Raw genomic sequence first — 13,021 nt, 5'->3', positions numbered from 1 at the left:
GGCTTACGAAATGACGTTCATCTCCGCCTGTCCGGGCGGCTCGTACGTTTCCAGGCAGCGGAACACGATGCCCTTCTGCTTCATCAGCTCGTTCACCTTCGCGCTGTCCTTCGGATAGGCGCGGTGAAACACGACCTCGCGAATCCCGCTGTTGGCCAGCATGTTCGCGCATGTCCAGCACGGCTCGTCGGTCACATAAACCGTCGAGCCTTCCCTGTCGATCCGGTCGGTGAACAGCAGCAGATTTTGCTCCGCATGGATCGTGCGGATGCAACGCTGCTTCTTCACCATCTCCTCCTTGCCGTCGACAATCGCCAGCTCATACGATTCGGCGATCATGCACCCGGCTTCCGAGCAGTCCGGAACGCCCATCGGCGCGCCGTTGTAGGCGGTGCCGAGCAGCTTCTTGCCCTGTACGAGCACCGCCCCGACATGCCTGCGCGGGCAGCGCGAGCGGGTCGACACCATATAGGCGATATCCATGAAATAAGTGTCCCAATCCTTGCGGGACGCGTCCTGTAGACCGGTTGCCATCTGCTGTCCATCCTTTCTGCCGCCGCGTCCCTTCGGCGGAACGCGGTATTATTGGCTCGCCTTGATCGCTTGTTCAAGGTCGTACAAAATGTCGTCGATCCCTTCCGTGCCGACCGACAGCCGGATCATGCCCGGCTCTACGCCCGTCAGCCGTTGCTCTTCCTCGGAAAGCTGCTGATGCGTCGTGCTGGCCGGATGAATGATGAGCGACTTCGAATCGCCCACGTTCGCCAAATGCGAAAACAGCTTGACCGAGTTGATCACTTTTTTGCCGGCTTCGACGCCGCCTTTGATCCCGAATGTCAGAATGGCGCCCTGCCCTTTCGGCATATACTTCTGGCCGAGCGCATAGGAAGGATGGCTGGGAAGTCCGGGGTAGTTGACCCATTCGACCGCTTCGTTCGTTTCCAGATACTGCGCTACGCGCAGCGCGTTCGAGCTGTGCCGTTCCATCCGCAGATGCAGCGTCTCCAGGCCCTGAAGAAGCAGGAAGGAGTTGAACGGCGACAGCGACGCACCCATGTCGCGAAGCAACTGCACGCGGGCTTTAATAATGTAAGCCAACGGTCCGAGGGCATCCGCATATACGACACCGTGATAGCTCGGGTCCGGTTCGGTCAGGCCGGGGAACTTCCCGCTCGCCTTCCAGTCGAACTTGCCGCCGTCCACGATAACGCCGCCGATCGACGTGCCGTGGCCACCGATAAATTTCGTTGCCGAATGGACGACGATGTCCACGCCGTGCTCGATCGGACGGCACAGATACGGGCTCGGGAACGTATTGTCCACGATGAACGGGATGCCGTTCTCGTGCGCGATCGCCGCCACCGCTTCCAGATCGATAATGTCGCCGCGCGGATTGCCGATCGTCTCGGCAAATACCGCTTTCGTCCGATCGGTAATCGCCGCCCGGAAGTTTTCCGGATTCGACGGATCGACGAATTTGACCTTGATGCCGAGCTTCGGAAGCGTGATCGCAAACAGATTGTATGTACCGCCATACAAGCTGGAGGCCGATACGATTTCATCGCCGGAGCCGGCAATATTCAGAATCGAGTATGTGATGGCTGCTTGTCCGGAGGAGACCGCCAAAGCGCCGACCCCGCCTTCGAGCGCCGCAATCCGCTTCTCGAAAACGTCGGTGGTCGGATTCATAATACGGGTATAAATATTGCCCGTTTCCTTAAGTCCGAACAGATTGGCCGCATGGTCCGTATCCCGGAATCCGTACGAGGTTGTCTGGTAAATCGGCACCGCGCGCGCCATCGTCGTCGGATCGATCTCCTGACCGGCATGAACCGCCAACGTTTCGATGGACAGTTTTCTTTCTTCTGACATGTATAACGCCTCCTTGATTCCTTCTGGTTTTTGGCTTATTTGCAGTAAAATGGCATAGAACTCCTATCTATTTTCTCATATTTATTTCCCCGCTACAACGCTTTCTTTCATCTTTTCGAGCATTTTCGGGCCAATTCCTTTTACCCGCAACAAATCGTCCACGGAACGGAACGGCCCGTTAGCCTCCCGATCCGCCACGATCGCTTGCGCCTTGGCCGGACCGATTCCCGGAAGCGCGTCAAGCTCCGTCACCGTCGCCCGATTAATATCGATTCTGCCGTCGCGACCGCCTGCCGGTTCGCCGTTGTCGGCTCCCGATCCGGCGCTGCCGGTTGCGCCGGCGGCACCCGGATCGGCATTCCCCGCAGCGGTCGGATCGGCCGGCCGGTCGTTTCGCTCCGGAACGCCCGCTTTCGGTGTTGCCGTTGCGGCCGCGGGTTCCATACTGCCTCCCGCCGCAGTCTCCTCAGCCGCTCCGTCGTTACCGGTCTCCCGCTGGCCGGCGGCGCTGTCCGGCTGCCCGGGCGACAAGCCCCCGGCGGCAGCCGCAGATCGTTCGCCCGCTTTGCCGTCGTCACTCTCCGCTTCCGCAAGCGCCGCCGCCAACGGCGCGTCAAGCCGGATCCAGCCGGCCGGCTCCTCCCCTTTGGTCTTCGTCATTGCTCCGATCAGCAGCGCACCCGCAATGAGCAGCAGCGCTGCGGCGGCGGCAAACCTGATTTTCCGATCATTCCATTTCATGGCATTCATAGCGACACGCTCCTTCGCAACAATTTCGTCAGACATTGCGGATTCGTCGTCATGATGAACGGGCCGGCATGCATAAAGTAGTATGAGAGGCGCGAAAACGGCCCCGGTGCCGGTCGCGCCGCTTAGCGCCGCAAGGAGGGATCGTCATGAATGTCGGATTCATCGGGACGGGGAGCATGGGCAGCCTGCTGATCGAAGCTTTCGTTTCGTCAGGCGCGCTGACTCCCGGACAAATCGCGGCCAGCAACCGCACCTATGCCAAAGCGGCACGGCTTGCGGCTTGTTACCCCGGCCTCAAAGCCGTCACCTCTAATGCCGAAGCGGCGATTGGACGAGACATCGTTTTTTTGTGCGTAAAGCCGCATGAATTCAAAACGGTCATCGACGAGTTGCGTTCCGTCGCGGCCCCGGAACAACTCTTCGTGTCGATAACAAGCCCCGTCATGATAAAAGTGCTGGAGGACCAGCTGCCGAGCAAAATCGCCAAAGTGATTCCAAGCATAACGAACCGTGTGCGAAGCGGAGCGTCGCTGTGCATCTACGGCACCCGTACGACGGACGAAGACCGTGCGCGGCTGGAGAACCTGCTCGGCTTTATTAGCGTGCCTCTGCACATCGACGAACGCTATACGCGCATCGTGTCCGATCTGTCAAGCTGCGGCCCGGCTTTCATCTCCTACGTGCTGCAATGCTTCGTAGACGCCGCCGTCGAAGAGACCGGCATCGACCGCGAGCAGGCGCTCGCCGTCGCCACCGCCATGCTGCGCGGCACGGGCGAGCTGCTTACCGCAGGCGGCATGACGCCAGAGCAAATTCAGCAGCGGGTCGCCGTTCCCGGCGGCATTACGGCAGAAGCACTTCAGCTTATGGAACGCGAGCTTGACGGCGTTTTCGGGCAGGTGATCCGGACGACGCATGCCAAGTTCAGGGAAGATATGGAAAGTATCGGCTTCTCCTTCTATGGCGAAGAGGTGAACGGTCTGTAACGAACGCCGGGCGTTCTGACCGCTCACCTCTTTAGGATGCTTTCCTAATTGGCGACAATATTGACAAGCTTGCCTTTGACCGCGATCACTTTACGGATCGTTTTGCCTTCGATCATTTCCTTGATTTTGTCCAAATCGAGCGCGATGCGCTCCATTTCGGACGTGTCGGTATCCGCGGGTATCGACAGCCGCTCAGCAATTTTGCCGTTCACCTGCACGACAATCTCCACTTCCTGGTCGACCGTCCAGGCTTCGTCGTAAGTCGGCCACGGCTCGTACGTAATCGTCTCCTTATGGCCAAGCTTCTCCCACAGCTCTTCGGCAATATGCGGCGCGAACGGCGAAAGCATCTGTACGAAGTTTTCCATCGCCTTGCGGGGCAGCTCATCCGCCTTGTAGGCTTCGTTCACAAAAATCATGAGCTGGCTGATCGCCGTATTGAAGCGAAGATTTTCGATATCTTCGGTCACTTTTTTAATTGTCCGGTGCCACGTCCGCTTGAACGCGTCGCTGCCTTCCCCATCGGCGATTTTGCCGTTCAGCTCGCCGTTCTCGTCCACGAACAGGCGCCATACCCTGCTCAGGAAACGGAACGTGCCTTCCACGCCGTTGGTGCTCCACGGCTTCGTCGCTTCCAGCGGCCCCATGAACATTTCATACATCCGCAGCGTGTCTGCGCCGTATTCATTGACAATGTCGTCGGGATTGATGACGTTGCCGCGCGACTTGCTCATCTTCTCGTTGTTCGTGCCGAGAATCATGCCCTGATTGACCAGCTTCCGGAACGGCTCCTTCGTCTCGACGACGCCGAGATCGTACAGCACTTTATGCCAGAAGCGGGCGTACAGCAGATGGAGCACCGCATGCTCGGCGCCGCCGATGTACAGGTCGACCGGCAGCCATTCCCGCTGCTTCTCCTTCGAGCAAATTTCCTTGTCGTTATGCGGATCGATAAACCGCAAGTAATACCAGCAGCTGCCCGCCCATTGCGGCATCGTATTCGTTTCGCGGCGCGCCTTCATGCCGGTTTCCGGATCGACCGTTTCCACCCAGTCGGTAACGACCGCGAGCGGCGATTCGCCCGTGCCGGACGGCCGGATTTGGTCGACGTCCGGCAGCAGCAGCGGCAGTTGATCCTCCGGAACGGTCTTCATCGTGCCGTCTTCCAGATGAAGGATCGGAATCGGCTCGCCCCAATAGCGCTGGCGGCTGAACAGCCAGTCGCGCAGCCGGTACGACACTTTGCGGCTGCCTTTGCCGGTTTCCTCCAGATGCTTGATCATGGCGTCGATCGCTTCCGCGTTGTTTAGTCCGTTCAGGAAATCGGAGTTGACATGAGGGCCGTCCCCGACGAACGCTTCCTTCTCGATGTCCCCGCCTTGCACGACTTCCACGATCGGCAGGCCGAACTTGCGCGCAAACTCCCAGTCCCGCTGGTCGTGGCCCGGCACCGCCATGATGGCGCCCGTCCCGTAACCGGCAAGGACGTAGTCGGCGACCCAGATCGGCACTTTCGCGCCGCTTACCGGGTTAATCGCGTAAGCGCCGGTGAAGACGCCCGTCTTGTCCTTGGCCAGATCGGTCCGCTCGAGATCGCTCTTGCGGGCGGCCGCTTCGCGATAGGCGTTTACCGCGTCGCGCTGCTCGTCGGTGACGATGACGTCCACCAGCTCGTGCTCCGGCGCCACTACGCAGTAAGTCGCCCCGAACAGCGTATCCGGGCGGGTCGTGAAGATAACGAGCGAAGCGTCATGCCCGTCGATGGCGAAAACCGCCTCCGCGCCGACGGATTTGCCGATCCAGTTGCGCTGCATATCTTTGATGCTTTCGGGCCAGTCGAGCTCTTCCAGGTCTTCCAGCAGACGTTCGGCGTATTCGGTAATTTTGAGCATCCATTGACGCATCGGCTTGCGCACGACCGGATGGTTGCCCCGCTCGCTTCGACCGTCGATCACTTCCTCGTTGGCCAGCACGGTTCCGAGCGCTTCGCACCAGTTGACGGGAACTTCCGCTACATAGGCGAGCCCTTTTTTGTACAACTGGATAAAAATCCACTGCGTCCACTTGTAATAATCCGGATCGGTCGTGCTGAATTCGCGGTCCCAATCGTACGAGAAGCCGAGCGATTTGATCTGGCGGCGGAAGTTGTTAATATTTTTCACCGTAATGTCGCGGGGATGCTGCCCGGTATCGAGCGCATGCTGCTCCGCCGGCAGGCCGAAGGCGTCCCAGCCCATCGGATGAAGCACGTTGTAGCCCCGCATCCGCTTGTAGCGGGCGACGATGTCAGTAGCCGTATAGCCTTCCGGATGCCCGACATGCAGTCCGGCCCCCGACGGATACGGGAACATGTCGAGCGCGTAAAATTTCGGCTTGGACTTGTCTTCGCCGGTACGGAACGTCTTGTTCTCTTCCCAATACCGCTGCCACTTCGGTTCGATGACGAGCGGGTTATAGCCTTGATGCTGCTGTTGGCTCATGAAACGGGTTCCTCCTTCTAATCGTTCAAAACAAGCAAAAAGCCTTCCGTCCGTAGCGTTCGTCGCTAGGGACGGAAGGCTTGGCTTCCGTGGTACCACCCTAGTTAGCGCGGGGACATGCTTCGCCCCGGCTCACTCTTCGCCCTTAACGCGGGTCACGGCATGCTTGGACCGGACATACTCCATCTCATCGGACGGAATAACCGGCTTCGCATGCGGCTCCAAGGCGAGTTCGCGTCGTCCGCGGGTCCGGCTTGCACCTACCGCCGGCTCTCTGAGCCGCGCTGCAACGATACTACTGCTCCTCTTCTGCGCCAACTATGAAGCTATGCAAACAGATACTACGATTATAAAGAAGCGCCATAGCGCTGTCAAGGCATACCAGCCGTATGCCATTGCCGCTGCCGTTCCTGGAGGGGGCGCTGCATCTCCTGAAATCCGCCGCGCCTTCCGGCCTACTGCCGGCGGTGAACGCCGACCTCGCTGTATACGCTGCCGATAATGCGAATCGGCACGGTCGCCGTCTTGACGACGCCGTTCTGGTAACGGACAGTAAAGACGACGTTGTATGTCCCTTTGTCCAGCCCCTCCGTTAGCGAACTCCATTTGACATTGTACAGCTCGCCGTTATAGACAGTCGGATCGCCGGACGATTGGAGCCGCGCCGCCGTCTCCAGCAGTTTGCCGTCCAGCCCTTTGGCCTTCAGCTCGGCATCGACGCGGGCGACCGGAGCCGCGGAAGTTACCGCGCTGACGAGCAAAATTTCGCCGGCATAGAAGTCTTTCGGATGATTGGTCACTTCATGCCCCGCTTTCCGGTGAATCGCCTCCCATTCCGCGGTATGCCGGACATCCCCGACAAGCGTCAGCGGCAGAACGGTCACCGTCTTGGACACGCTATGCTGCAGTTGTCCGTCGGACACGGTCAGCGTAACGAGATAGCTGCCGGGCTTGGCGTTCGGAATGACCGGTACGGCCGTAAACGTCGATACGGTGCCTCCCGGATCGCGGATGTTCCAGTTATATGTCAGCTCGTCCCCGTCCGGATCGGACGAAAGATCGATCAGGGTGAGCGTGTCGCCCTCCCAGACCGGCTTCGGCATCCAGTCGAAATCGGCGGCCGGCGGGCGGTTCGTTTCAATATAGAAATATTTCGGCCCGCTCCAATCGCTCCATTCGTATCCGTCATGCGCCCGCACATTTACATAGAGCGTCGCGCCCTCGGGCAAATTTTGCGTCGGGACGAATTGCAGCGCGCTGCCGCCCCTCGTGTACGTATCCGCCACCAGCTCGCCGCCGAGCCGATAAATGCGCAGCTGATATTTTTGCTGCTCGTCTCCGTCCAGATCGACGAATGTCCAGCGGAACGTCGGCCTCAGCGTATCGAAGCGCGTCGGTTTGGACGGATCGGAGCTGGACGGCTGAACGACGGTGGCGGCAGGCTTCCGGTTATGGATTTGAATCTGCATTTCGTACTGCGCCGATGCGCCGGCCGAATCTTCGACAATTTGCCGGACAACGAAGCTTCCGACGCTGCCGAACGTTTTCGTCCATGACGTGCGCGACGTGCTGTGCAGCATGTCTGCTCCGCCGCCGCTTCCCGCGGCGCGGATGTAATATTCATGCGGCAAATTTTCTCTTCCGCCATCCTCCAGATCATAAGCGGTCGAATTGAACGTTACCGGCACTCCCCTGTACGTATTGACGGCGCTGGCCGTAAATCCGGGGACCGGCGGCGTATTCGGCGGCGAGAGCCGGCCGACGTCCAGATAGACGACCGTGTAATCCGACCAGGCGCCGTACTCGTCCTTGACCGCCATCCCGATTTCATAGCGTCCGATCTCCTGCGGGGACATGAGTTTGCCGGTTACATAATTCCCGCCCGGCGTCCGGTAATAATACTTCCTCTCCATAATCCCGCGCGTATGCAAATAGTCGATGCCGGTATTTTCATTCGAATAGCGGCTCGGACTTTCATACCGGTCCGGATCGTAGCTGCTGTCGTGCCATACCAGTTTGCCGGACGAATTTTGCTCGACGCTAAATAAGGATACCGGTCTCCGGTGTACGGTCACCTTGCGGGTAAACGGATCGGACAACTTCCGGTATTGCCCGAATACGTTCGACGGATGCCGGTAGTCCGGATGCGGATCGTCCCGCGCCTGCAACCGAACGACATAGTCGCCCACTTTATCGAAAACAAGCTGCTCGGAAGCGAACGACCGGTTGTGCAGGGCGGACACTCCCTGATTGTTGATGAACCGGACCGTATGCTGTATCGTCCACTCGTATGCGCCGGACATCGGATCGTTCTCGGGATCTTCGAAGCGGATGTTGCCGTAGCGCACTTCCGCCTTGGCCGTCACAGGGTCCCAGATCGCGTAGCTGTGCGACCATTCGTCCTTCAGCTGCAGCGCCCGGTACGCCAGCGGGCCGAACGAAACGAAAGATTTGTCCGCAAAATACCCGTACCGCCCTCCGGAAAAAGCGCTGTCGCTAACCGTAAACAACGGCGCCCCGTCAAGAAAAAGCTGCATTTCCGCGCCGATGATGCGGAGCTTGAACGTATAGTCCCGCTTGCTCTGCAAAGGATAGCTCATCGTCTTGAGCACAGTGCGGGTCCCGTTTACATACTTGGCAATCCGAATGTTCTTTCCGTCCGTTTCTGCCGCGTAACGGTTGCGCGAATCCTGCATCCGGAACGAAAGACCGAGCCACTCCGAATCGTAATCGGCATTTTCCATTCGGAAGGAAAAGAGCATTTCGACGTCGCCATTAATCGATGAAGGGGAATAAAACTGGCCGTTCGTAAAGGAACGAAACAGCGGCTGCGTCGTTGTCGGCGTTCCGACCGCCACATTCAAATAATATTTCGAATCGTTCTGGTTCCTGGGTTCTGTCATGTAAACATAAACACCGTCGCCGAAATATTCGCCGAAAATTTGTTCGTCGTAATTGTAGCAGTTGCTGCTGCCGAACGAGGCGACAAGTTGCCCGGCCGTATCGAGCACATTATTGTATCTGCCGCAGTTGTAGTCGTTTAAAAATCCGGTTCGATATCCGTCAATTGTCGTCGTAAAGCTTCTGTCCGCCTTCGAAATTTCCCCTTGCCAGTCGACCGTCATTTTCGTCCGGTCCGGCGTGCTGTAGTGATACTTCTCCATATCGTCGCCAGCCGATTCGCTAAGCCGCCCTTTGATCGTTCCGTTGGAAAGGTCGATCACATTGATCACTTCGGAAGAAAGCGGAATCCATCCGTCCCAATAGGTGCGGTATTGTTTGGCCAGCAACTCGCCCTTCAACGGATTGATCATAAGACTGTTAAACTGGTCGAGCTGAAACATCGAAGAAAACCCGCCTGCCGACGCCCTGTTCGGATATCCCGCTTCGGCAGGAGCCGTGAGATACGTTCTCCATGCCAGACTTAAATCGGGATTGTATTTGGTCACATTCAGATCCCAGTAGTAGTAGCTGCCATTCAGAATTCTTACCCCCTCATAAGCGTAAATCGCTCCTGTCGGATCGGTAAAGAACGGCTGGATGGATACGTAAGGATTGCCTTCTACGACCCAATTGTAGGATCGGATGGCCGGCACTTTCCAGGACGGTTTATCGATCAACTCCAACTCGGGCGTCATCAAAATCCATTCCGCATGGGCTTCTCCGGCCACGTTGGTTCCGATGTTGCGCCTTAAGTAAACATTCGGACCGCTGGCATGACTGATTTTCCAAACCCCCCATTGGAAAGATCTCCCCAAGTCGTCCGGAAACGTTTTTCTTCGGATTTCATTGCCGGTGAAAATATCATATACGACTGCCTCGTACTTGCTGTCTTTAAAATTAAAGGTGTACAGATATTGCCCGGCCATTTCCCATTGCGTATGTAATCCTTCCGGTATCGCGATCGTATAAACAAACGGAGACCCGTTTTGATAGCGGTACTTGACGCGAAAATCTTCCACATACATCTCGGCAGGCGACAGCTTTTTCGGATCCAATGCGTAAATCGTCGTCTTTTTGATACTGAAGTCAATGGAATCCTTATGATCAAAGAAAATGTATTTTTTGTTCGATCGGATTTTAGGCAAATCATTTCTGTAGTCGTAAGGTTCGAACTCCATCAAATACCCGTTCGGACCCACAACCGGATGGTTTAAGCGCAAATCAAAGGACGAAGCGCTGCGCCAGGGCGACAGCCGGTTGGTGCCGAAACCGTTGTTCGTTACCCCAAGCGAGGTCCAATATTCACCGGCAGTTCGGTTCGGATCCTCTACATGGTAAATGTTATTTTCCTGCTGCCCGAAGTTCCGACCCTCGCCGCTTGCGAGCCAACCGTTTTTCACTTCCCATAGATTGTTTTTGTTATAGACTTGCCGCGCTTCGTTGGTCACATAGACAGGCCACCCCATCATCGTTTGAGGCGTTACAGTCGTGTACAGGTTCAGATTCGGTTGCGGATATTTCCCTTCCATATCGAAAGAAACTTCCGGTGCATTGTTCACGACGTCCATCGTAAGCTCGGTTTCGGCAATTTCGGAAGTGTCCCCCCATTTGCCGTAAGCTTCCGTCACCTTCAGATGGAACAAATATTTCCCGACCTTTGCCGGCCGGAAAACAGCCTTTTGCAGACTGCCGGGAAGGCTGACCCACTCGTCGTCCCCGAAACCGTTGTTGTTGCGGTCGTACTTGTAGCGGTATTCGGCTTGGACGATCGGATCGCCGTCGGGTGAATACGATTTGTTGACGATATCGTAGGCGGTCTGGCGCACCGCGACCGGCGGAACGTCAAGCCTGGCGACCGGCGGTATGTCCGGCTTCACGACGATGTCGCAAGTCGCCGGTTCAAGCGATTTCAAACCGAAGGAATCGTAAACGTGCAGCGACACTTGCACGACGATATCTTTGCTTGTCCCGTTGGAATATACCGTACGGCGGTTCGTCCACTCATCGCGGCTATGGTCGATGGTCCGCCCCACAGGGCTGTAGCTTCTGCCGCTATCGAAAGCCGACGGCGGCACCTGCCTGTTCTCGACGACTTCGGCCGGACATGTGGCGATCGGAACCGGATTTTTCGGTACGACCCGGATATAGGTCGAAGCCGAGGACGTCAGTCCGAACTCGTCGCGCATCGTCCCCGATACGGAATGGTAGCCGACGCTGTCCATCGTAATCTGGTGGATGCCGACATCGGAATGAACCCCTTTCGATCGCAAGGATTGGATGAAAGGCGTGCCTCTCTCCAGATCGAAACCGTTAAAATACAACGTGTCGCCGTCCGGATCGTACGGCGTCGGCACGGAATCGTCAAAGATGACCATCAGGTCCAGTACCGTTCCTTCCACCACTTCATAAACCGGCTGGGTCGGCCGATCGGGATGCACGAAACCGATTTTAAACTGCGGCGGACTGTTGGTAGCAGGCCCTTTCACAACAAGCGGCTTAGGTCCGATCCAGTCGCTTTCTCCGCACGTCGTTTTGATTTTCATATAGACCAGATGCTGCCCGACCCCGATAATCCATGGATAGTTGCCGATGGAATAGACCGTTTCCGCCGTCTGGCCCATCACCCGCGGCGTCGTAAACGTGCCGTTTCGTTCGATTTTATAGTAATGGTATTGGTAGGCGCAGCCGTTCAGCCGGAAATCTTTCGGTACGAGGCGGAACGTATCCCGGTAGTTGATCGTATCCGGGAGGACCTCGAAATCTCCGGTAAAATCGGCTTTCGTTTGATAAAAGAACGTCACATAGGCTTTGGGCTGACTTTGCTGCAAGGTGACGACGACGGACATACCTCCACTTATTTCATCTGAATAGTGGGAATAATGCAAGCTCCGACCGATCACCGAACCGTACGAGCCGTCCGGGTGCACTGTTTCTTTGGCGGGCAAACTGGCGACCGGTATGACCGTCTCGCCCTTGTTTTCGAAATGGCCGTTCGGTCCTGCACGCACCATATGCCGGATATGAATGCTGCCCGGAACATCTTTGGCGGCATAAATAAAGTAGATATACAGCGTTTTGAACGAACCGTCGTATGTAAAGGGACCGAAGCCGCCGCTGCTGTACGGTTTGTTCATACCGGGCGGATTTCCCGTCGTCGTCTTTTTGTATCCGAGATAGGAGAAGCCTGCGTGCTCGGGGGGTGAAAACATCAGGCTCTGTCCTTCTTTCATTTGAACCTCCCGGTCCGGAAAGACGGATGACAAGCTCTGCCCGTCCTCGGTAAAATGCTTGACGATCGCTATCGCTTCGCTTTTTTTGTAGTACAGATAAAGCGTGTAGGTATCATACGAACCGTCATATGTAATGGCCGGCGGCAACCCCGGCGTCAGCTCCCCCGTCTGGCTGCCGTCCTTCTGAAACTTGTATCCGACGTATTCATAATCCGGATGGGACGGGGGAGTCGCAGCATACTGCCCTCCTTTTTGCATAGCTGTTACTTTGTCCGGAAAGATCGAGGACAAGCTTTTCCCGTCCGTTGTATAATGGCGCGTCGTATGTTGGCCTTCGAGATCGAATTCGAAGAGGACTGGGAAGTAGTAGCGGTAGGCTTTGACCTTCGGACCGCAGCTTGGACAAGGGTCAGTATCTGGGTCTAATCTAAGATCAAATGGCCTGTTGGCCTCAAGTCTACCAGTTAATGAAGCTGTAAAATTAACACTACTCGAGCTTAGTCCGGATTCTACTTTTATGTCAGGATTATTTAGGACTTGTGCAAAGTAGTCCTTATATTTTTCATATTCTTGTCCTCCCTGCCTTGAATTTATAAAATATTCGACATGCTTGTTATTGGCTTCCGAAAAATTGATGACTTTCACGGCACGAACGGTGCGACCGGGAAAGGCGAAATTGTACGTATAACTGATTTGCACTTCATCCCCAGGCCGTTTACCAGTCCATTCCCCCGATGAATTCGACCAGATTTCATAGGAC

The 13,021-nt window shown here is 56.5% G+C and carries 6 protein-coding genes and 1 other annotated feature; of the genes, 1 reads left to right on the top strand and 5 read right to left on the bottom strand.

The annotated features are described in order from the left end of the window. Window positions 1-3: 3 nt before the first annotated feature. The 3 genes from ABEV74_RS11355 to ABEV74_RS11345 form a co-directional block, all read right to left on the bottom strand. Entirely contained in the window at window positions 4-534 is a 531-nt protein-coding gene (locus tag ABEV74_RS11355) for a deoxycytidylate deaminase (RefSeq protein ID WP_430146114.1), read from the bottom strand. 48 nt (window positions 535-582) lie between these two features. Beyond that, window positions 583-1,872: a homocysteine synthase gene (locus ABEV74_RS11350; RefSeq protein WP_430146112.1), complete on the bottom strand. Its 1,290-nt coding sequence runs from the start codon at window positions 1,870-1,872 to the stop codon at window positions 583-585. 81 nt (window positions 1,873-1,953) lie between these two features. Then, window positions 1,954-2,622 carry a ComEA family DNA-binding protein gene (locus ABEV74_RS11345; RefSeq protein WP_430146110.1) on the bottom strand — a complete coding sequence of 223 codons (669 nt, stop codon included), beginning with the start codon at window positions 2,620-2,622 and terminating at the stop codon, window positions 1,954-1,956. Between the two features lie 146 nt (window positions 2,623-2,768). On the opposite strand from ABEV74_RS11345, the gene comER reads away from it, so the two are divergent. Then, window positions 2,769-3,608 (top strand): late competence protein ComER, encoded by an 840-nt coding sequence (comER, locus tag ABEV74_RS11340; protein ID WP_430146108.1) that lies wholly within the window; start codon window positions 2,769-2,771, stop codon window positions 3,606-3,608. Window positions 3,609-3,652: 44 nt separating this feature from the next. On the opposite strand, the gene leuS is transcribed toward comER, so the two are convergent. Together leuS and ABEV74_RS11330 are read right to left on the bottom strand one after the other, a co-directional pair. Further along, window positions 3,653-6,088, bottom strand: a complete 2,436-nt coding sequence (gene leuS / locus ABEV74_RS11335; protein WP_430146106.1) for a leucine--tRNA ligase — start codon at window positions 6,086-6,088, stop codon at window positions 3,653-3,655. Between the two features lie 64 nt (window positions 6,089-6,152). Continuing rightward, window positions 6,153-6,409, bottom strand: a binding site (T-box leader). A 134-nt stretch (window positions 6,410-6,543) separates the two neighbouring features. Continuing rightward, window positions 6,544-12,519, bottom strand: coding sequence for a PKD domain-containing protein (locus ABEV74_RS11330; RefSeq protein WP_430146104.1), 5,976 nt, complete (start codon window positions 12,517-12,519; stop codon window positions 6,544-6,546). Window positions 12,520-13,021 lie beyond the last annotated feature (502 nt).

Origin of the sequence: Paenibacillus cisolokensis (genome assembly GCF_050481165.1) — a bacterium.
In the GTDB taxonomy this organism is placed as follows: Bacteria; Bacillota; Bacilli; order Paenibacillales; family Paenibacillaceae; genus Paenibacillus_AH; species Paenibacillus_AH cisolokensis.
The sequence above is the reverse complement of the archived record's forward strand: the minus strand, read 5'-3'. Positions and strand labels throughout refer to the sequence as shown.